The sequence below is a fragment of the Pasteurellaceae bacterium RH1A genome (assembly GCA_012221805.1).
Lineage (GTDB): Bacteria > Pseudomonadota > Gammaproteobacteria > Enterobacterales > Pasteurellaceae > RH1A.
This window is the reverse complement of the sequence record CP015195.1, coordinates 1137742-1160395: the sequence shown is the minus strand read 5'-3', so window position 1 is coordinate 1160395 and position 22654 is coordinate 1137742. Positions and strand designations below refer to the sequence as shown.

The window sequence follows — 22654 nt, the reverse complement described above, 5'->3', positions numbered from 1 at the left end:
TTTCCTATAGGGTTAAAGATAGCGCCAGCCTCCAGGCTGGTGCTGATAAACCTTTGATAGATAAGGCACAAGCGAGGACGCTTGCGCCATCATCAGTGGATTTTAGTTCTTCTTCACCTCAACCACCGGCATTTCCGCCCCGGTATCTTGGTTTTTGATAAAGACATCAAGCTGGTTGAAGGCGATTTCAATATCATTTTCAGCAAAGAGCTGGTTAATACGGCGGTTAAGAGAGTCTGTTGTGACCATCCGATCCGACAAGCTCTGCACATAAACTCGCAATTCGTGGTCAAGGGTGCTGGCACCGAAGCCCAGGAATAGCGCGCTTGGAGCAGGGTCTTTTAAGACCAACTCATGCTCGTGAGCAGCTTGTAATAGCAGGCGTTTAACCAGCTCTAAATCTGAACCATAGGCCACGCCCACACTAACAACCAAACGGGTTACGGTGTTAGAAAGCGCCCAGTTGGTTACCTGGCCGGTCACAAAGGACTTGTTAGGCATAATCACTTCTTTACGATCTGGGTCGATCATAGTAATGGCCCGAATACGGATTCTGGCCACGGTGCCGGTTACGCCGTTGATGGTCACGGTATCGCCCACCCGAATTGGGCGTTCAAAGAGCAGGATAATGCCTGAAACGAAGTTGGCGAAAATCTCTTGCAAACCAAAACCAAGACCTACCGACAGGGCGGCAAAGAGCCATTGGAGTTTAGACCAGGACATACCCAAGGTGGAGAAGGCCCAGGCCCCGCCCAAGGCAATCAGGCCGTAGGTCAGCAAGGTGGTGATGGTGTAAGGCGTGCCTTGGGAGAACTTGAAGCGGGAGAAGAGGGAAACTTCTAAAATCCCGCTTAGGTTCTTAATCAAGGCATAGCTGACCCCAATAATAAGGAGCGCCATGAGGCCGTTAAAGAGGGTGATGCTTTCGGTCACGGTGCCAGCCTCGGTGGTGGTGATCTGGGTCCAGAGTTCTACGCCTCGCAGGTAGCTAACCACGGTAATGAGGTCGGCCCAAATGTAATACATAATCACAAACAAGGCCGTCCAAAGGAGCATATCGGCTACACGAATGACCTGGCTGCGTACCTTGTTGAGCTCCAAGCCCTCATCTTGCGGGGTGATTTTAACAATATCGTCCACGCCATCATCCTTGGTGGCCAAGGCCTGCTCGGCACGTTTTTCCACCAAGCGTTGGTGAGCCAGGCGGCGGGAGGAAACGGTAATGCCACGGTAGATGGTCTGGCGAATCCACATCCAAACGCACCAGGCCATATAGGTCAGGATCAGGTGGTCGATCAGATTAAGAGCCGTATAGTAGTAGCCCAGCACAATCAGGCCAATTAAGACCATTGGGGCCACAATCACAATGGTACGCAGGATCAGGCTGCTGATTTGGCCGCCCTCTTTTTCCCCCGTGAAAGAATTAACCGCCCGACGCAGGCGAGGGGCAATGATAAAGAGGGTGAAAATTAAGGCCGCAATGGTGTTGATTTCACCCAGCACATCGTTGGCAATGCCGCTGTCAGCCACGCTGCTGAAGACGGAAGTGTTGAGCAGGAGGGTAACGGCAATCCACATACGGTAGGCCACATTGCGGGATTTTTCGACATTTTCATCGCTAAAGCCGAAGTGGTTTTTGGCAATCCCGTTAGGGCGAAGCAGGGCCACCAAGAAGGCAAAAAACCACCAGTAGCCGGCCATTTCCAGCGCCCACTGCCACATTTCGGCAGGGTTACGCATCACGAAAAAGCCCACCAACAAGCTGACAGCCAAGAACCAAAGCACACTTGGCAGGGCTAGAATGGCGGTAAAGGCCAGGGCAAAAGGGGTATGCCATTGGCTGTCGGCACTGAGTGTGTTGAGCTGGCCGTTGATCAGGGCCAAACGCTGGCGAATACGAGGCCTAAACTTATAAATTACCCCGCCAATCAGGGCCAAAATGGCCGCAAAGGCCAGGAGATAAGGCAGATCAGTCAGGTCTGTTTGCAGGCTGATCTTGTTGCTGATGCCCTCAATTTGGGATAAGAGCGCCGCAGGCAGGGCCTTGAACCAGTCCAAGTAAATCGGGTTATTGCTTTTTACCCAGAAACTTTGCTGATCTAATTTGGCCTGGAGCTGATCGCTGATTTGGCTGATCTGCTGCTGGGTTAGCTCCAGATTGATGGCTAAATTCAGCTGATTATTCAAAGACTTAATAATATCCGACTGAATACGGCGGCGATCGGTCAGCAGATTTTCCAGTTGAGCCTTTTCATTTGCAGAAAAAGCCTGATTTTGATCCGCTTGTAGTCTGGCGATTACGCTATTGAGATCGTAAAGCTCATTACGGCGCTGGGTATAATCAAAAATCTGTACCCGCAAATCGGCAATTTGCTTAGATAGGCCCTTAATATCCAAGTTTTCAGGCAGGCGCTGTCTTTGCTGTTGAATAATGCGAGAAAGCACCAAGGTGCCTTGCAGGGCACTGATCTGTTCGTCAATGGTGCTTTGGGTCTGCTTGAGGTTTTCCAGCACATTACGCATGCGCAAATCGTCTTGGGTCAGCTTGTTGCTGAGTTCGGTTTGCTCCAGCAAAAATTGGCTGAGTTGGGTGTTTCTGTCCAACTGGCGCTGAATAAAGCTGCTCTGCCCTGCCGCCTGCTGTTGCTGCTGGGATTGGGCAAGCTGCTCTTGAGACTCGGCCAGGTTCTTTTGATTGATCACCTCTTGCAGGGCCAGAATCTGATTTTGCAGCAGCTGGCTTTGCAGGTTGAGCAAGTTATAGCGGCTTTGATAAAGCATAATGAGCTGATCATTATTTTTGAGCAGCTCTTGGTTATAGACCGCTTTGAGCGACAAAAAGGCCTGTTCCAGCTGATACTGCTGCTGGGTTTGGCTACTTAAACTGCTGTCTGCCAGAAGCCGATTGAGCTCCTGTGTCCGCAAGGCGCCTTGGGCTTGGGCCGCTTGGGAGCGTTCAGACAGGGTTTCCTGGCTGGCCAGCTGGCTGTTAGCCTGGGTGACCTTTTCCTGCATATCCTGCTGCTGAGTTTGCAGACTGGCCAACTCGGCCTGGGCTTGGGCCAGGGAAAGGTGTTGATAGGCACTGGCCTCTTGCTTGTCTAATTGGGCCTTGAGTGCTTCAATTTCTGCACTATTTTGTTGGATTTCACTGTCCGCACCAGCCAGTTTCTCTTGCAGGGCTTGGTTGGCCTTTTCTTGCGCCTCAATTTGCTTGAGCCAGTCTAGCGAGGCCGTGAGCACCTCCACCTGGCTGGCCTTGGCCTTTTCATCGCTTAATTTTTCCGCCTCCGCCAACTGGGCATTGAGGCTTTCTTGGCTGGGTAAGGCATTGGCCTCCAGAGCGTGCAGATTCACGCTCCACCAGCCCAAGAGTAAAAAGGTCATTAAAGAAAATTTCTTCATTCGGCGCTTTTCTCCTTTGTTGTTTGTTTATATCTAAAACATGCTAGCGCCAGCCTCCAGGCTGGTGCTTATAATTTTGGCACCAGCCTGGAGGCTGGCGCCATCTTAGTTCATCTTAACGACATTGTGCCTTATGGCGCAGCAAATGATCTAAAAGCACAATGGCCATCATGGCCTCGGCAATGGGTACAGCTCGAATGCCTACGCAAGGGTCGTGGCGGCCTTTTGTGATAAGCTCCACAGGCTCATTATGGATATTAACACTACGGCCCGGCACGGTAATGCTGGAAGTTGGTTTCAGGACAATATGGGCAATAATAGGCTGGCCTGAACTAATGCCACCCAAGATCCCACCTGCGTGGTTGGAACAAAAACCCTCTGGGGTCATTTCATCCCGATGTTCAGAACCCTTCTGCTCTACCACAGCAAAACCATCGCCAATTTCCACGCCTTTTACCGCATTGATGGACATTAGGGCGTGGGCCAAATCCGCATCCAAGCGGTCAAAAACAGGCTCGCCCAGGCCAACGGGTACATTCTCGGCAATTACGGTTAATTTGGCCCCGATGGAATTGCCCTCTTTTTTGAGCTCTCGAATCAGCTCATCAAACTGCTCGACCGCTTGCGGATCTGGGCAGAAAAAGGGATTAGAATTCACCGCCTGCCAGTCAATGGCTTCAATTTTGGCCACAGTTTGCGGATCAATCTTAACCGAGCCGATTTGGGACAGGTAGCCCCGCACCTCTATGCCGAACTGCTCCCGCAGGTATTTCTTGGCAATGGCGCCGGCGGCCACCCGCATGGCGGTTTCACGGGCAGAAGAACGACCACCGCCTCGGTAGTCCCGAATGCCATATTTTTGCTGGTAGGTAAAATCAGCATGGCCAGGGCGGTACTTGTCCATGATGTCGCCATAGTCCTTGGAGCGTTGGTCACCATTTTTGATGATAAGGCCAATGCTGGTGCCGGTGGTCTTGCCCTCAAAGACGCCTGATAAAATCTGCACCTCATCATCTTCCCGGCGGGGTGTAGTGTAGCGGGAAGTGCCGGGCTTGCGGCGGTCTAGATCGGGTTGTAGATCGGCCTCGGAAAGGGCCATATTAGGCGGCACGCCGTCCACGATACAACCCAGGGCAATCCCGTGGGATTCCCCGAAGGTGGTGACTTTGAAGACTTGTCCGATTGAATTTCCTGACATTGTGTTTTTCCTTTTTGTTATTTATATCTCATTATTGATAGCGCCAGCCTCCAGGCTGGTGCTTAGGATTGGGCACCAGCCTGGAGGCTGGCGCCATCTTTTAAGCGATAAATCGCCCCTACATATTTGCAAGTTTTTGCTTTTTTTAACCCGCTTGTATGGCTTGATTTGGCAAGGCCTGAGCCTTTTCACTCTCCTGAATATTAACATCCAACTGCTTAAAGGCCAGCTTAATCTTGTGCTGAGTCAAGAGTTCGGTGATGCGGTAATAGAGGAAGTTTTCCGTACTGGTGCGATCACCAATTTCAGGCACATGAACCACTAATTCGTGGGTTAAGGCGTTTTCATGGTAGCCCTTGAGGTAAATATCTGGTGCAAAGTCCTTCTGATCCTGCATCACCTTCGGGGCCTCCTCAGCAGCTTGAAGCAGCAGGCGGCGAACCAGTTTGAGATCAGCCTCATAGTCCACATTAACCACAAATTTAATACGGGTCACGGTGTTATTAAGCGTCCAGTTAATAAAACGGTCGGTCACAAAGGCCTGGTTGGGCAGGACAACCTCCATGTTATCCGAATCTAACAACGTGGTCGAGCGCAGGCGGATTTTGGTGATCACGCCCGTATATTGGCCAACGGTGACCTTATCCCCCACTCGAATTGGGCGTTCAAAGAGCAAGATAGTGCCCGATACAAAGCTGCCGAAAATCTCCCGTACCCCGAAACCTAAACCGACTGAGAGCGCGGTGAAGACCCATTGGATCTTGCCCAGGAAATCCCCAGCGAAGTAAAGGCCAAGATGCTGCCCAAGGTGATGATAACATAGGTCAGCACTGCTGTTAGAGTATGCCCCGTTCCTGTCGCCAGCTTGAGACGGGAGAAGAAGGTGACCTCCAAGATCCCGGCAATATTTTTGACCAGCACATAGGTTCCCACCACATACATAAGTGCCCGCATAAGGTTGAGCAGGGTGATAGATTCCAACTTGTTGCCATCATTGTGTTCCCACAAAATCACGCCGTCTAGGTAGTAGGCCACACTGATCAGATCCGACCAAATAGCATAAAGGGAGGCAATCAAGACCGCCCAGCCAATCAAGTCGGCCATGCGGAAGATCTGCTGGTTTACGGTTGAAATCTTGATGGCTTCTTCTTCGTTCTTGGTTGGCTCACTGTTGCCGGCTTCTAGCATTTGCTCCTTGATCTTCTGGCGTTTCTCCTGCAAGCGGCGGTAGGCCATACGACGGGAGGAAATGGTCAGAGAACGGTAGGCAAAGTAGCGGCCAAAGACCCAAATTAAGGCAACAAAGTAACTATTAAGCAGGTGGTCAATCAAATAAACTGCCGTATAGTAATAGCCTAGCACGATTAAAACAATCAAACTAATCGGCACAATAATAAGAATTAGGCGGAGCAGGTTAAAGAGGCTGATGCTGCGCTTGGTGCCGTCTTCAGTTTTGGCGTTTTGATATTCGTTAATACCCCGATCCAGCAAGGGCCGCACCACCAAGAGGCAGAGGGCCAGGGCGATAATGGTCACTACTTGGCCTATCACATCGTTGGTAAAGCCGATGATTTCCACCTGGGCAAAGACCGAAGAGACCACCAAAAGCCCCACAATCCAGGTGGATTGCTTGATAATACGGTGGAAGACCTGGTTACTCTCCTGGGGCATACCGAAGTGGCGGTAGGCCAGGCCATTCGGGCGTAAAAGCGATAAGACCGTGGCGAAGAAGAACCAGTACATGGTGATTTTGGTTACCCATTCCCAGCCGGCCAAGAGATCTTGGAAGAAGAGGCTAAGGGCCAGGGTATAGCCGATAACAAATAAAAGGGTGCTGGGCACAGCCAAAATCAGCGTCCAAATCATGGCCTCTGGCGTGTGCCAATGGCTGTCGTTCTTGAGCGTATTCACCTTTTGGTTGATGGAAGCCAAACGCTGTTTAATCCGTGGCTTGTTCCAAACAATCAGGCCGTAAAATAAGAGCAAGACCAGTTCAAAAACCAAAATAGGCAGAATATTGGCATTGAGGTTTTCAAAGCCCACATATTTGGTCAGTTCCCGAATTTCCTTAATGGCTAAATCAGGGAATTGTTCCAGCCAGGTTAAATTCATGGGGTTATTGCTTTTTACCCAGAAACTTTGCTGCTCTAATTTATTTTGCAAGGCTTCACTGATAGAAGTGACCTGACGTTGAGTAGCTTCAATGCTATTGGAAATATTTAATTCATTATTGAGGGTTTTAATTAAATCATTTAAGAGGGTTTTGCGTTCTTCTAAAATATCCTCAAAGGTTTTGCGTTCTTCTTCACTAAAAATAGAAAACTGCTCTCGCTCGGTTTTATTGATAACCTCCGAAATATTATAAAGCTCATCCCGCTGTTGGGAAAATTCAAAGATCATGACCCGCAGATTACCAATATCCTTGGCCAAGTCTTGAATAAGCTGCTCGGTTGGCAGGGCGCTTTTCTGCTGATTGATAATGCGAGACAGCACCAGCGTGCCTTGCAGGGCGCTGATCTGTTCATCAATATTACGCTTGGTTTGGGACAGGCTGTCGAAAATACTGTTAATCCGCAAATTATCCTGGGACAGACTATTTAATTTTTGGGTTTGATCTAATAATAATTGGCTTAATTTGCTGTTTTCTTCTAGCTCTTTCTTTAAAATCGGGTTTTTAACATTTTTTTGCGATTGCTGGTTGGCAATTTGCTGGGCCTGGGCCTCGGATTGAGCCAAGCGTTTTTGGTTGAGCATCTCCTGGAGGCTAACAACCTGTTTTTGTACTAATTGCAGCTCTAAAATATCCCTATTGCGGGCGGTTTCCGTTAATAAAGATAAAAGCTCGTTATTTTGGGTAATTAAGAGATGGTATTTATTATTTAATTCCAAATAATCAATTTCGGCCACTAGGCGATCACGGGTGGCCTTATTGGTTTCCTCATCCGATAAGATATTGATAATTTCCTGAATACGCTCTTCATTCTTGCTCTTATTTTGGTAAGCCGTATCCAGTAAATAGCGGTTATTAGCACTTGCATTGGCCGCTTGTAGGTCTTGCACCTTCTTCTGCAATTCTTTTTGGCGTGTTTCTAACTCTAGCACAGACAGGCTTTCAAAATCCTGGCTGGAAACCGTATCAATCTGGGCCTTTAGGGATTGAATGTCGGCCTGTAGGCTGTCGATGCGCTGGGGCGATCCCTTGATATTCTTTTCCAGCTCGGCGATATTTTTTTGCTCAACCTTGGCCTTTTCCAAAAAAGAAAGGGTGACTTCAGCCTCCTTGTTGTTGGCACTCTCACCGCTCAAGCTATTCTTGATGCTGTCAATCTGGCTTTGTAGATCGCTTTCGCTGACCACATTTTCAGGGGCAGCCAAAGCGCTGGTGCTAAACCAGGCCCAAAAGAGGGAAAGGAAAAAATACTGTCTAATCTTCATCTTTTTCTAAAATCTGTTTTGCATATTGGGTTAATTGCTTGCGTGAAATCTTGATCCCGCCCTGCTGCCATTTCTCGCTTTCAAGCGGCAGATAGGCCATGGGTTGTTTGAAACCTTCCAGCCGCTCACTTGCAAAGTTTTGCAATTTTTGCACCGCTTGCGGGCTAAAGGCCTCCTTAAAATCGACCAAAGCCACCGGCCGCTGGCCAAATTCGGCATCAGGCAGGGGCACAATAAAACAGGTTTCCACCAGGCCAGATTGAAAGAGGCTTTGCTCCAGGGCTTCGGGCTGAATGTTCTCCCCACCTGAAATAAACATATTATCCAGACGGCCGGTAACCTTGAGTTTGCCATCAGGCATCCACTCTCCCCTGTCCTTAGTTTGCAGCCAGCCGGCCTGATTGGTCAGCGGAACAATTTGGCCGCCTAACCAGTAGCCCAAACCCAGGCCTGCCCCCCGCACCCAAATTTCACTCTCCCTTATACAGACTTCACGGCCAGCCAATGGTTCGCCAACATGATTTAATTGATTTTGGCTGGCGCAAATGGTGGAGGCCATTTCGGTCATGCCGTAGCCTGCGTAGGTCTCAATGCCTTGGGCCTGGGCGGCTTCAATCAGCTCATTGGGAATGGAGGCTCCGCCCAAGAGAATATGTTGGGCAAGCGGTTGATTTTCTTGCTTTTTTTGCAAATAACGTTGAAGCTGGGTGGGGACTAAAGAGGCGTGGCTCACCGTAGCCAAGGTCTGCCAAAGCCTCTCCTTATCTTCCTCAAGCACCAAGCAAGCCCCCTGCAAGAGCCAGCGCCAAACAATGCCCTGGCCTGACACATGAAAAAGCGGCAGGCTAAGCAGCCACTGGTTGGAAGCGGTAAAATCCATAAGCTGGCAAACGCCTTGGGCATTGTCTAAGTGGTTTTGCACCGAATGCACCACCGCCTTAGGTTGGCCGGAAGAACCTGATGTGAGCGTGAGTGTTGCAGGCTGGCTAAGATCATAGTGAGGCAGCCTGAAGGCTAGATTACCTTGCTCAAGCAGGCTTGCGACCTGGCTGTCTGTCAGCAGGAAATCGACTTGGTTATCTTGCAAGATCTGCTCAAGCTGCCCCGCCTTGAGGCTGGGGTTTAGCCCCAAAATCTGCTTCTGGGCCACCAAGACACTTAAATAGGCCAAGAGGCCCAAGAACTTATGCCGGCCAGAGTAGGCAATAATCTGGGCATTGTCAGGCAGGCCCTGGGCGATTTTGACCGCCAGGCAAGATAAGTCCTGCCAGGAAAGCTGGGAAGGAAGAGAAAGATCATCCTCTTCTGCCTTATGCCACACAAGTGCTGTCTCGGCAGATTTGAGGGCTGCCCAATAAAGGAGAGGGAAGGCGGAAGAGGGAATGGTCATTTTTGCAATCTATGTGTAGGCCAAAGATGGCGCCAGCCTCCAGGCTGGTGCCTGATAATCTATTGGCACCAGCCTAGAGGCTGGCGCCATCATCAAGGTAGGCTAGTAAAACAAGGCCCGAATCTTATCAACCAAGTGCTGAGGGTATTTCATCTCACCCATAATATGCACCAAAATCCGCCCCTTGCGTTCGGTATTGTTATTGGTAATGACCCAATAAGGCGAATCTGGAATAAGCTTGGCCTTGGCACTGCTACCGGAAGCCAAAATACTGGCTTCATCACGGGCGAAATAGCGGCGTTCGCTGCCCTGAATACCTTCGGCCGCTTGAGCAAAGGCTTCGGGGTTGGAGCGATAAAGCACGCTTAAGAGCATCAAAAAACGCTGTACGTTTTTGGTTTGGCTCACGAAATGTTCAGATTTCAAAAGCTGCTCAATACGTTTCACGCCCTTGTCAAAGTCGCTGGCCTTGTCCACAATTTCGGTCGGCTGCTTTTTGGCAGCTGGCTTGGCCAGGGCCTTGAGTTCGTTGATGGTATTTTCTTGCACCAGCACAAAGGGCTGGGGGCTGGCTGGCAGGCGGAGCAAACGGCGTAAAATATCGGAAGCCGTTTCGCCGATGGCTTGGGTTCGGCTGGCAATATAGTGATAAAGTTCGTCATCAATTTCGATTTTTTTCATCGTTTTTTCTCTCACAGCTTGATTACAAAAAAATTCTAGGCATTATACGCAATAATCATGGATTTAACACTTCCTCTGCCACATATTTGAATAAATTTAGGACAATCTATGCAAGAGACGATGCTTTTAAACTACCAATTCCAAAAATCCAGCCAAGCCTCAAAAGGCTGCTTGGTTTTCATCCACGGCCTCTTTGGCGATATGAACAATCTTGGCGTGATTGCCCGGGCCTTTGCCGAGGATTACGACATCCTCCGCCTGGATCTGCGTAACCACGGCCGTTCCTTCCACAGCCCTCAAATGAACTATGAGCTTATGGCCCAGGACGTGCAAGCGGTGTTGAAAACGCTAAATCTTGCAAAATGCACGGTTATTGGCCACTCTATGGGGGGCAAAACGGCCATGAAATTGGCAGACATCGCTCCAGATCTGATTGAGCAACTGATCGTGATCGACATCGCCCCCATCGCCTACCCGCTTAACCGTCATAATACCTTTTTTGCTGGGCTTTTTGCCGTAAAAGCCGCCGGCTCAACCAGCCGCCAGGCCGCCAAAGAAGTCATGGCAGAGCATATTACTGATGAAGGCGTGCAGCAATTTATGCTCAAGGCCTTTGATCCTGAAAGCCCCGACCGCTTCCGCTTCAATCTAAGCGGCCTTAAAGATCAGTATGCCCATCTTATGGACTGGCAGCCGGTCAAGGTCGAGCTGCCTACCCTCTTTATCAAAGGGGCGCTTTCTGATTATATTCAGGAAAAAGACACGGCCAGCATTTTAGCCCAGTTCCCTCAAGCCAAGTCCTTTGTGGTCAGCAATGCCGATCACTGGGTTCATGCCGAAAAACCGGATGCCGTGGTGCGAGCCATCCAGCGGGTTTTGACACCATAAAAAAAGCCCGATACCAAAATCAGTATCGGGCGGAGGTCTACTTAAGGAAATGAAAAAAACTTGCTAATCTGAATCTGTATGGAAGCATCTAGCAATCTATCAGACTAGGGCTTTTAAGAAAGGTTCAAAAAAAGTGAAAAGATTTTTTCCTTAAGGCAAAGAGGCTGTCAGTGCTAAAAACAAGCGGCCAAGATTTTCCCTCTTTTTGCAAATTTTAGGAAAATCTTGACCGCTTGTGAGCTAAGTCAGGCCTACTTATTCAAGACCTTTCTCAAGGCAGAACCAATTTCTGCCAGGCTGCGAACCGTGGTGACACCGGCATCTTCTAAAGCCTTAAACTTCTCATCTGCTGTACCCTTGCCGCCCGAGATAATGGCCCCTGCGTGGCCCATCCGCTTGCCTTTTGGTGCAGTCACACCTGCGATGTAGCTGACCACAGGCTTGGTCACGTTGGCCTTGATAAAGGCAGCCGCTTCTTCTTCAGCTGAGCCACCGATTTCGCCGATCATCACAATGGCTTCAGTTTCAGGATCTTCTTGGAAGAGCTTGAGGATGTCGATGAAGTTTGAGCCTGGGATTGGGTCGCCGCCGATACCCACACAGGTGGATTGGCCAAAGCCCTCGTCAGTGGTTTGTTTCACCGCTTCATAGGTGAGTGTACCAGAGCGGGAAACGATACCGATCGAGCCTTTCTTGTGAATGTGGCCTGGCATAATGCCGATTTTGCACTCATCAGGGGTAATCACACCTGGGCAGTTAGGGCCGATCATCCGCACGCCTGTTTGGTTGAGGCGTTGTTTAACTTCCAGCATATCTAGGGTTGGAATGCCTTCTGTAATACACACCACCAGCTCAATGCCAGCATCTACGGCTTCTAAAATGGCATCCTTACAACCTGCGGCTGGCACATAAATCACTGTTGCAGTTGCCCCTGTGGCTTCTACGGCTTCACGCACAGTGTTAAAAACAGGCAAGCCTAAATGGGTAGTGCCGCCCTTGTTTGGCGATACGCCGCCAACCAAGTTTGTGCCGTAGGCCAGAGCCTGTTCGCTGTGGAAAGTGCCTTGACCGCCTGTGAAACCCTGGCAAATAACCTTGGTATTTTTATTGATTAAAATTGACATCTTATTTGCCCTCCGCTGATTTCACTGCTAACTGTGCGGCTTCCGTTAAGGTGCTGGCCGCTAAAATGCTAAGTCCGCTTTTCGCTAAAATTTCACGCCCAAGTTCGGCATTGTTACCTTCGAGTCGCACCACCACTGGCACGCCAACGTGAACTTCGTTTACCGCTGCGATAATGCCTTCAGCAATGAGATCACAACGCACGATTCCGCCAAAGATATTAACCAAAATGGCCTTCACATTGCTGTCAGATAAAATCAGTTTAAAGGCTTCGGCCACACGCTCTTTGGTTGCCCCGCCGCCCACATCAAGGAAGTTGGCTGGTTTGCCGCCGTGGAGTTTAACGATGTCCATGGTACCCATGGCAAGGCCTGCACCGTTTACCATACAGCCGATGTTGCCATCTAAGGCCACATAGTTGAGCTGGTGTTTTTCAGCTTCCGCTTCACGGGCATCGCTTTGGCTTGGATCGTGGAAGGCGGTGAGTTCTGGGTGACGGTAAAGGGCGTTGCTATCAACTACCATTTTGGCATCTAAGCAGAGCAAGCCACCATCTTTGGTGGTGACTAATGGATTGACCTCTAATAAGGCGAGGTCTTTTTCCACAAAGAGTTTGGCTAGTTGCACAAAAATATGGGTGAATTGTTTAACTTGGTCGCCTGATAGGCCTAATTTAAAGGCCAGCTCACGGCCTTGGTAAGGCATACCACCTACAAGTGGGTCGATTGGCATTTTATGGAGCAAATGCGGGGTTTTCTCTGCCACTTCTTCAATGTTCATCCCGCCTGCACTAGAGGCCATAAAGACCACTTTTTGGGAAGAGCGGTCAATCACTGCACCTAGATATAATTCTTTATCAATGCTGGAGCCTTCTTCCACATAGATGGTATTAACTGGCTGGCCGTTGGCATCGGTTTGGAAGGTTACCAAGTTTTTACCCAACCAATTTTGGGCAAATTCCTTGGCCTCAGCGCCACTTTTAACCAATTTCACGCCACCGGCCTTACCACGGCCACCTGCGTGAACCTGGCACTTGGCCACCCAAACATCGCCACCTAATTGGCTGACCGCCGCTTCGGCTTCTTCTGCGGTTTTACAGGCAATGCCCTTAGCCACAGGTAATTTATATTGTGCAAAGATCTGCTTTGCTTGATATTCGTGTAAATTCATAGTGTTTTGTTCCTATGTTGTGTTTATTGATATATCGTAGCTTCCAATCCACTTCCCTCCACCCGCTTGCGGGGGAGGTGTCACGGAGTGACGGAGGGGGGAAGAAAATATCCTAATGTACAAATCCCCCCTCAGCCTTCGGCAGCTCCCCCGCAAGCGGGTGGAGCGAAGCTGTACAACATAAACATCCTTTACATTTTTCTCTAAGGACATCGTTTACATTGTATGGTTAATATGCCAGCTACTTGCTGGAGTAATTTTCTTCTCTCGGTCATCCATTTGACCCAGAAAATGAAAACGGTAATAAATGTGCCAAATACCATCGGCGTAAGGCACAAAAGCAACGGTTTCTTGCTTTAAAATTTGGCTCAGGTAGTAAATTTCACCTTGCCAACAGAGTTCGCCACTGGGTTTAACTCGACGAAGTTCAACACCTTGACCGTAGTCATAGTCTTCAATCTTGCCGGTATAAATACGACTTGAGGGCTGATAAAGACTTGCTGGCGTCTGACGTTTTTTGTCATCATCAAGCAGGCTTTCGTGGCTACGCTCATGGTTATATTCGTGCACAAAAGCATCGAACATGGCCTGTTGGTCTGCAAGATTCCCTGCAATGGCCTCACGCTTGAGTAAACAAGCCTTGAGGCTACGGTGCATTCGCTCATGATGCCCATTTTGTTCGGGGTGGGCGGGGCGAATACGCTCGGGCCGAATGCCCAGGTCAATCCACCATTTGGCCAGCTTGCTTAAGCCACCCAGGGCAGTTGAGGCAAAGGGCGAGCCATTGTCGCTACGAATATTCCAAGGCAGCCCGAACTCGTAAAAAAGTCGTTCAAACTGGGCTTTTACAGGGTCACCCAAGGTATTGGGCAGGGCCTGACAAAGCAATAAGTAACGGCAAAACTGGTCGCTCACCGTTAGCGGGTAGCACCATTTCTGGTCACCTAGCTGGAATTGCCCCTTGAAATCCACGCACCAGGTTGTATTAGGGGCGTCACATTCGGCAAAGGGCAAGCTGTCTGCTGGCGTGTGACGGCGAACCTTGCGGGGCTTGACCAGTCCTGCTCGAGCCAAGATTAAATCGCCTGTGCTATCAGCCGGTTTCTTGGCTTCAGGAAAGCGTTGCTCAAACAGGTCAAGCAGCTTTTTTGCCCCCCAATCGGGGCGTTTGCGTCGCTCACTGACCAGCCACTCAACAATCCATTGTGGCGTGGCATTGGGCGAATAATGTGGCTTTCTGGATAGCTCTTGCAAACCAGGAAAGCCGCCTTGTTTAAAGCGTTCAATCCATTTATTGGCTGTTGGACGACTGATTCCGAACTGTTCACACAGGTCGGATTTTGTAAAGCGTTGGGACAACCAAGCCTTGATAAATAACGTTTTTTGTTCCATAGGATTCGTTTGTTTCCAAGCCATTTTCTTCACCAAAGATAAGATGTTTGGTGCGATTTTACGGCAAAGAATGTAAACGATGTCCTTGGGTTATGATGTAAAGGATGTTATCAGGTTGTACCAGCTCTCCCTTGTCTAAAATGGATTAAATCTCTAATAACAACCGTGTCGGATCTTCCAGTAAATCCTTAATGGCCACCAAGAAGCCCACAGACTCACGGCCGTCAATTAAACGGTGATCGTAGCTTAGTGCCAAATACATCATCGGGCGAATCACCACTTGGCCATTGACTGCCACAGGGCGATCCTTAATGGCGTGCATACCTAAAATGGCACTTTGTGGTGGGTTGATAATTGGGGTGGACATAAGCGAGCCAAAGACACCGCCATTGGTGATGGTGAAGTTACCGCCCGTTAAGTCTTCCACGGTCAATTTGCCGTCACGGCCTTTTTCAGCCAAGGCCTTGATGGATTTTTCGATCTCAGCCATAGAGAGCTTGTCGCAGTCACGCAGGACTGGGGTCACCAGGCCACGTGGGGTGGAAACGGCAATGCTGACATCGAAATAGTTGTGGTAAACCACATCATCGCCATCAATCGAAGCGTTCACTTCTGGGTAACGTTTAAGGGCTTCAACCACGGCCTTGATGTAGAAGGACATAAAGCCCAAACGCACGCCGTGTTGTTTTTCAAATTTCTCGCCGTACTGTTTACGCAGGCTCATGATCGGCTGCATATCCACTTCATTGAAGGTGGTCAGCATGGCTGTGGTGTTTTTAGCTTCTAGCAAGCGTTCGGCAATACGTTTACGCAAGCGGGTCATCGGCACACGTTTTTCACTGCGGGCAGAGTAGGCAACGGTGCTGACAGTGTTTTGCTCAGTAGCAACGGCAGCTGTTGCAGCTTGGGCCTTACGTTTGGCGATGGCGGCTTCCACATCTTCACGGGTAATACGGCCACCTACGCCTGAACCTGTAATGTCTTCAGCCTTGAGATCGTGTTCGGCAAGCAAGCGGCGGATAGCTGGGCCCTGATCTTCTGCATTGGCGTGGGAGTTTTCCACTGCGGCATTTTTGCGATCGGCTGGAGTCGCTTCAGGTTGAGCGATGGTGGCAGAACTCACATCGCCTGCCTGTTGGGCAGAGATTTTGCCTAAAAGCTGCTTGCTGATAACGGTTGCCCCTGTATCTTGGGCAATTTCGCTTAAGACACCGTCTTGGGCGGCTGGCACTTCAAGTACCACCTTGTCGGTTTCGATTTCAACTAAAACTTCGTCACGTTTAACCGTGTCGCCCACTTTTTTATGCCAGGTTGCAACAGTTGCATCGGCTACAGATTCTGGAAGGTCTGGAACAAGAATTTCGATAGTCATATTATTTTCCTTTTGTGTTCGGTTCGGTAATCTCTACTCTCCCTCGATCCACTCCCCTCTTTGAAAAAGAGGGGCTGGGGGAGATTTTTCAGAAGTGAAAACGGAGCTGGTAATACATTTTGCAAAAAATTCAACTTTTTGCCCCGCTTGTTCACGCTCTCACTTCGTTTTCTCGCCTGCCAAATCTCCCCTAACCCCTCTTTGCTAAAGAGGGGGATCAGATCGAGCTTGGCAGGCCCCTTACGTTATAAACTCAAAGCCTCTTCCACCAAAGCCTTCTGCTGCTTGGTATGAAGCGACATATAACCCACCGCAGGTGAGGCAGACGCTGGGCGGCCAGCATATTTGAGTTTGGCGCCTTCTGGAATGGAGGCCTCAAAATTATGCTTGCTGCAATACCAAGCCCCTTGGTTGAGTGGCTCTTCTTGGCACCAGACAAAGTCGGTTACATGGGCATATTGCTCAAGCACGGCTTTCACGTCTTCATGCGGGTATGGGTAGAGCTGTTCGATACGGATGATGGCCACATCTTTTTGCTCATTAGCACGGCGTTGTTCTAGCAAGTCGTAGTAAACCTTACCTGAACAGAAGACCACCCGTTTCACTGCCTTCGGATCAAGCTCATCAATTTCGCCAATCACGGTTTGGAAACTTCCATCCACCAATTCCTCCAGGCTGGACACCGCAAGCGGGTGGCGGAGCAGGGATTTTGGCGAAATGGCAATCAATGGGCGGCGCATTTTGCGGATGGCCTGGCGGCGTAGCATGTGGTAAACCTGGGCTGGTGTAGATGGCACGCAAACCTGCATGTTCTGTTCAGCACAAAGTTGCAGATAACGCTCTAAACGGGCTGAGGAGTGCTCTGGGCCTTGGCCTTCATAGCCGTGTGGGAGCAACATCACCAAGCCACACATCCGACCCCATTTTTGTTCGCCTGAGCTGATAAATTGGTCAATCACAATTTGGGCACCGTTGGCGAAATCACCGAATTGGGCTTCCCAAATGGTCAGGGTTTTTGGCGTGGTGGTGGCATAGCCATATTCAAAGGCCAGCACGGCTTCTTCAGAAAGCACAGAGTCCCAAACCTCAAAGCGGCCTTGGTTGGCATGCAGTTGGGTAAGTGGCACATAGCCTGTGCCGTCGTTTTGGTTGTGAACCACGGCATGGCGGTGGAAGAATGTTCCCCGGCCAGCATCTTCGCCCGAGAGGCGAACGTGCGTGCCTTCATCAAGCAAGGTCGCATAAGCCATGGTTTCTGCCATACCCCAATCTAGCAATTTTTCGCCCTGATACATGGCACGGCGGTCTTGGTAGATCTTCTCGACACGGGAATGGGCTTTCACGCTTTCAGGGTAGGTCGTCACCCGTTTAGCTAGGGTGGTAAAGCGGTCTAGTGGGAACTTGCTTTCATAGGGGTCCGTCCACTCATAGTTGAGGTATTGGAGCCAGTCCATCTTGGCGGTATCCATATCCCGCCATTCAGGCACAACCCGCTCGCCGTTGTCTAGAGCGTCACGATAGAGGTTCATCATTTCGATTTCTTGCTCTTCGGTGATGATACCATCGGCCTTGAGGCGTTCAGCATAAACCTTGCGTGGAGTTGGGTGTTTTTTGATGATGCTGTACATCATCGGTTGGGTGGCTAATGGCTCATCGGCCTCGTTGTGGCCGTGGCGGCGGTAAGAAATGAGATCAATGAAAATATCCCGTTTGAAGATCATGCGGTATTCAACCGCCATGCGGGCAGCAAAGGCCACGGCTTCAGGATCGTCACCATTAACGTGAATAATTGGCGCCTGGATCATCTTGGCGATGTCGGTACAGTATTCGGTTGAACGAGTGTCGTTCGGGTTGGAGGTGGTAAAGCCGATCTGGTTGTTGATAACGATACGAATAGTCCCGCCAACCGTGTAACCACGGGCGTTAGACATATTGAGCGTTTCTTGCACCACACCTTGGCCGGCTACAGCGGAGTCGCCGTGTACGGTAACGGCTAAGACCTTGTTACGCTCTTCATCATTTAAACGGGTTTGTCTGGCCCGCACCGAGCCGATAACCACAGGGCTTACAATTTCTAAGTGAGAAGGGTTGAAGGCCAGGGCCAGGTGGATTTGCTTGTCGTCCACAGCAAAATCAGCCGAGAAGCCTTGGTGGTATTTCACATCACCCGTGCGGTTGTGGTCGCCGTGTTTACCAGCAAATTCATCGAAGAGTTCGGCTGGGCGTTTACCTAGCACATTGACCAACATATTAAGACGACCACGGTGGGCCATACCAAAGACCACATCAGACATGCCCTGACGGCTGGCGTGGCGAATAATTTCCTTCATCATTGGAATAAAGGCGTCCGATCCTTCAAGCGAGAAGCGTTTAGCCCCTGGGAATTTAGCCCCCAAGTAGCGTTCCAAGCCATCAGCAGCGGTTAATTCTTGTAGGAGATTAACTCGCTCTTCCTGGGTAAATAAAGGCTTATTGAGCACGCTTTCCATCTTGGCCTGGAGCCAGTTTTTCTGCTCCATGTCCTGAACATGCATAAATTCTAAACCGATGGAACCGCAATAGGTTTCACGCAGGTTGTCTGCCAACTCGCTTAACTTAATGGTTTCTTTATTGTAAACGTAGTGGCCGATGTTAAAGGTTTCGTCTAGGTCTGCCTCGGTTAGGCCATGGTGGCGGTAGTCCAATTCTGGAACTTGGGAGGTTTTCCAACGATAATAGTTGAGGGGGTCTAATTTGGCTTCCAAGTGGCCCCGGAAGCGGTAGGCGTTAATAAATTGCAGGACTTTAACCAATTTGGCGCTGGCTTCAGGGTCAATTACCGTCACGGCCTGGGCCTGGTTTTCACGCGCTAAACGGCGGAAATAATCCCGAACCTGGGAATGGGGCTGCTCGGCTGCCGTAGCCTTTGGCAGGGCATCGAAAGTAGCCTTCCAAGAAGCATCCACGCTGTCTGGGTCCGCCAGATATTGTTCATAAATTTCTTCAACATAAGACTGGTTTGACCCGCCAAATGGAGAAGAGGCTATCCACTCATCAAAATTTTTGTACACAGAAGTATTTTGCATACAGACCTAACCTTATTGTGTGTTTACAGAAGATAAAAAATTCACTTCATTTGACAATCTTGAAGCGAAAAACAAAAGTTTGCCTATTATGCCCCATCTAAAAAAAAATAATGTGACATAGATCTTATTTTCACAAAAATTTAACAAAAAAAATTTTACTTGCTTATAAATAAAACTTATCCGTTCTAAATTTTTGTCAGTAGGCACAAGACCTCATAATGGGCCGTGTGGGGGAACATATCAAAGAGTTGAATTTTAGCCAGTTTATAGTGGCTTAAATGGGCAAAATCTCGGGCCATGGTTTGGGCATTGCAGCTGGAATAAATCAAATAATCCGAGCCTAGCTGATTTAAAAAGACAGCCAAATCCTGCCCAATTCCCCGCCTTGGCGGATTAACGATAACCAAATCGGGGCGATTACCCTGCTCATTCAAAGCAAACTGGGCCGAATCCAGAGAAGCAAATTTCACCTTTTGCAGGCCCAATTTTTGGGCAGACAGAGTGGCGGAGGCAATGGCTGAGGCTGAAATTTCAATGCCGGTTAGCTCCACATCTGGATTTTTCTTCTGCAAGGCAGCCGCACAATGCAGGCCAAAGCCGCCCACGCCGCAGAAGAGATCCCAAAGTTTGTTAATCGGCAAGTCTTGTACCCAGGTTTGGGCAGTCAAATAGAGCTGGCTGGCCACCCTTGGATTGGTCTGAAAAAAGCCCTGAGGGCGAATAAAAAGCGGAATGCCGTTAAAATGCTCTTCCAGCACCTGATTTTCGGTCAGAAAAATCTCGGTTTCCCCCTCCAAGATTGCCGCATGCTGGGGCTGGATATTGAGGCTAACTACTGAAGCAAGCGGTAGTTTTTTCAGGAAATTTTGCAATTCTCGCTCAATTAGGGCCCGCTTGTTTTCACTTCTCAACACAAAGCGGATCATAAGCGACTGGTTAAAGCCGCTTTGGCTGATGAGAATATATTTGAGTTCGCCCTTTTGCTTGGCGATGTTGTAGGGAACCAGCCCAGCCCGGCCGATAAAGTCCCTGAGAATGGGAAAAAGCGGGGCAAAACTGGCTGGATAGAGGGAGCAATCTGTCAGATCTATCCCACTTTGCGGATCGGTCGGGTCTTTGAGTAACCCCAAAATCGGCCGCTCCACACTGCCTGACACCACCATCTTGGCCTTGTTGCGAAAACCGATTAGGGGAGATTGAACGGCTGGCAACCAGAGGCTAGTTTGCAAGAAATAGGGCGAAACCAACCGCTTGAGGTCGGCTTCTTTTTGGGCGATTTGCTGGGCGTAGTCCTGGTCTAGCCAGAGGCAGGAGGTGCAGTCCTTACGTTTAAAATGCGAACAGTTTATTGCCTTAGGCATGGGCTTCCTTCCACTCCAACCATTGTTCTTGCAGCTGGGCTAGTTCCTGGTGCATTTTTTGCCAACGTGGGCTGGCAGTCAGTTCCTGCCAGTTCAGATCCCGTTTTTTCATAAGGGAAAAATGCCGTTCTTTTTGGGATTGGGTCGGTTGGGTTTTTAAGTTATCCAGCACCTGAACCACGCCTTGTGGCTCGTTACATAAAAGCAGCAAATCGCAACCCGCTTCCAAGGCCTTGCGGCTGCGTTCCACATAATCGCCCATAAAGCCCGCCCCCTTCATGCCCAGATCATCAGAGAAAATCACGCCATCAAAACCCAACTGCTGGCGTAAAACCTGCTTGAGCCAGTAGTGGGAACCGCTGGCCGGCTGGCTGTCGCACTGGGTGTAGATCACATGGGCCGGCATAATAGCCGAGAGCTTGCCCTTGGCAATCAGTTGCTGGAAGGGCTGGATGTCGTGGCTGAAAATGGCCTCTTGGGGGCGATCATCAAAGGGGGTTTCCAAATGTGAATCGGCTAAAACATGACCATGGCCCGGGAAATGTTTGCCCGTGGCTGCCATGCCCATTTCCCGCATGCCATCAATAAAGGCTTCGGCAATAGGCAGGATTTGGCTGGGTTTCTCTCCAAAGGAACGATCCCCAATCGCCTTGCAGCAGTGGCCCAAGTCCAGTACTGGGGCAAAGCTCAAGTCAATGCCGAGGGCAAACATTTCTGCTGCCATAAGCCAGCCGGCTTCTTGGGCTAGATCAGGCCGATTGAGTTGTAAGAAGGCCTGCATGGCTGGCAATTTGGTAAAGCCTTCACGGAAGCGTTGCACTCGGCCGCCCTCCTGATCAACTGTAATCAAAAGCGGCTTTTTGACCTGTTCACGTACCTGTCTGACCAGATCAGTCACCTGTTCACGGCTTTCAAAATTACGAGTAAAGAGAATGAGGCCTGAAACCAGGGGATGTTCTAGCATCTCCTTTTCTTCAGGGGCCAGGCTTTGGGCGGCGAGATCGATAAGTAACATAAGTTCTTCCTAGGTTGGCAGAGAGATAGTGATGATTTTAGCTTGTATAGGCCCACAATGCAAAGCTAGGCCTGGGATTTGCTTATATAACCATCCGTTATATCAAATAAACTTTAACCACTACACTTGCCTAAAAACAAGCGGTATGATTGGCCTCAATTTTTACAAATACTCAAAAGGAAGGCGCTTATGACCATTTATGCAGACAACTCTTTAACCATTGGCAACACCCCGCTTGTACGCTTAAAAAACTTCGGCAACCAGGGCAATTTGCTAGTCAAAATTGAAGCCCGTAACCCAAGTTTTAGTGTTAAATGCCGTATCGGGGCCAACATGGTTTGGCAGGCGGAGAAAGATGGCCTGCTCACAGAGGGTAAGGAAATCATTGAAGCCACCAGCGGTAATACGGGTATCGCCCTGGCCTATGTGGCCGCCGCCCGTGGCTACCCGATTACCATTACCATGCCTGAAACCATGAGTAATGAACGCAAACGCCTCTTGCGAGGCCTGGGGGTAAACCTGGTTTTAACCGAAGGGGCTAAAGGCATGAAGGGGGCGATTGCCAAGGCCGAAGAAATTGTGGCCAGCGATCCTAACCGTTATGTGATGCTCAAGCAGTTTGAAAACCCAGCCAACCCAGCCATCCACCAACAAACCACCGGCCCTGAAATTTGGGAGGCTACCGAGGGCCAGATTGAAGCCTTTGTGGCAGGCGTAGGCACAGGCGGCACCATTACAGGAACAGGCCGCTACTTTAAGCAAGATAAGGGCAAAAATGTGACCTTGGTTGCGGTAGAACCCGCTGAATCGCCGGTTATCACCCAAACCCGCAATGGCGAAGAAGTCAAACCAGGCCCACACAAAATTCAGGGCATCGGGGCGGGCTTTATTCCCAAAACCTTGGATTTAAGCCTGATTGACCGTGTAGAACAGGTGGATAGCGAAACCGCCATTGCCACTGCTCGCCGCCTTATGGCTGAAGAAGGCATTTTGGCCGGCATTTCATCTGGAGCTGCTGTTGCCGCCGCCGACCGTATTGCCAAATTGCCTGAATTTGAAGGCAAATTAGTGGTTGCCGTGTTGCCATCGGCTTCAGAACGCTACCTCAGTACCGCCCTCTTTGAAGGCATTGAAGCATAAAACATAAAAACAAAAACCTC

At 49.7% G+C, this 22654-nt stretch carries 13 protein-coding genes and 1 pseudogene; 2 read left to right on the top strand and 12 right to left on the bottom strand.

What is annotated here, in order from left to right; genetic code table 11:
- Positions 1-102: 102 nt before the first annotated feature.
- The 5 genes and pseudogenes from A4G20_05400 to A4G20_05380 all read right to left on the bottom strand — a co-directional run bounded on the left by A4G20_05400 (position 103) and on the right by A4G20_05380 (position 10109).
- Positions 103-3405, bottom strand: a complete 3303-nt coding sequence (locus A4G20_05400; protein QIW15805.1) for a hypothetical protein — start codon at positions 3403-3405, stop codon at positions 103-105.
- 115 nt (positions 3406-3520) lie between these two features.
- A complete protein-coding gene (locus tag A4G20_05395; GenBank protein QIW15804.1) occupies positions 3521-4603 on the bottom strand; it encodes a chorismate synthase in 1083 nt (360 codons plus the stop codon).
- A gap of 145 nt (positions 4604-4748) precedes the next feature.
- Positions 4749-8038: pseudogene (locus A4G20_05390) on the bottom strand (potassium transporter KefA).
- A complete protein-coding gene (locus tag A4G20_05385; GenBank protein QIW15803.1) occupies positions 8028-9428 on the bottom strand; it encodes an o-succinylbenzoate--CoA ligase in 1401 nt (466 codons plus the stop codon). Before A4G20_05385 ends, A4G20_05390 begins: the two are co-directional and overlap by 11 nt.
- Positions 9429-9530: 102 nt before the next feature.
- Positions 9531-10109, bottom strand: coding sequence for a Negative modulator of initiation of replication (locus tag A4G20_05380; GenBank protein ID QIW15802.1), 579 nt, complete (start codon positions 10107-10109; stop codon positions 9531-9533).
- A gap of 108 nt (positions 10110-10217) precedes the next feature.
- Between A4G20_05380 and A4G20_05375 the strand changes: the two genes are divergently transcribed.
- On the top strand, positions 10218-10997 hold the full coding sequence (locus A4G20_05375) for an acyl-CoA esterase (protein QIW15801.1): 780 nt from the start codon (positions 10218-10220) through the stop codon (positions 10995-10997).
- A gap of 251 nt (positions 10998-11248) precedes the next feature.
- On the opposite strand, the gene A4G20_05370 is transcribed toward A4G20_05375, so the two are convergent.
- The 7 genes from A4G20_05370 to A4G20_05340 all read right to left on the bottom strand — a co-directional run bounded on the left by A4G20_05370 (position 11249) and on the right by A4G20_05340 (position 21494).
- The gene (locus A4G20_05370; protein ID QIW15800.1) at positions 11249-12121 is read right to left on the bottom strand and encodes a succinate--CoA ligase subunit alpha; all 873 of its coding nucleotides are present in this window, start codon (positions 12119-12121) and stop codon (positions 11249-11251) included.
- Between the two features lies 1 nt (position 12122).
- Entirely contained in the window at positions 12123-13289 is a 1167-nt protein-coding gene (locus A4G20_05365; protein ID QIW15799.1) for a succinate--CoA ligase subunit beta, read from the bottom strand.
- Positions 13290-13505: 216 nt separating this feature from the next.
- On the bottom strand, positions 13506-14705 hold the full coding sequence (locus tag A4G20_05360; protein ID QIW15798.1) for an integrase: 1200 nt from the start codon (positions 14703-14705) through the stop codon (positions 13506-13508).
- Between the two features lie 121 nt (positions 14706-14826).
- The gene (locus tag A4G20_05355; protein ID QIW15797.1) at positions 14827-16053 is read right to left on the bottom strand and encodes a dihydrolipoamide succinyltransferase; all 1227 of its coding nucleotides are present in this window, start codon (positions 16051-16053) and stop codon (positions 14827-14829) included.
- A gap of 245 nt (positions 16054-16298) precedes the next feature.
- Positions 16299-19118, bottom strand: a complete 2820-nt coding sequence (locus A4G20_05350; GenBank protein ID QIW15796.1) for a 2-oxoglutarate dehydrogenase E1 component — start codon at positions 19116-19118, stop codon at positions 16299-16301.
- A gap of 185 nt (positions 19119-19303) precedes the next feature.
- On the bottom strand, positions 19304-20479 hold the full coding sequence (locus A4G20_05345; GenBank protein ID QIW15795.1) for a 23S rRNA (uracil(747)-C(5))-methyltransferase: 1176 nt from the start codon (positions 20477-20479) through the stop codon (positions 19304-19306).
- Entirely contained in the window at positions 20472-21494 is a 1023-nt protein-coding gene (locus tag A4G20_05340) for a beta-N-acetylhexosaminidase (GenBank protein ID QIW15794.1), read from the bottom strand. Before A4G20_05340 ends, A4G20_05345 begins: the two co-directional genes overlap by 8 nt.
- 189 nt (positions 21495-21683) lie before the next feature.
- On the opposite strand from A4G20_05340, the gene A4G20_05335 reads away from it, so the two are divergent.
- Positions 21684-22634, top strand: a complete 951-nt coding sequence (locus A4G20_05335) for a cysteine synthase A (GenBank protein ID QIW15793.1) — start codon at positions 21684-21686, stop codon at positions 22632-22634.
- The last annotated feature ends 20 nt before the right edge of the window (positions 22635-22654 follow it).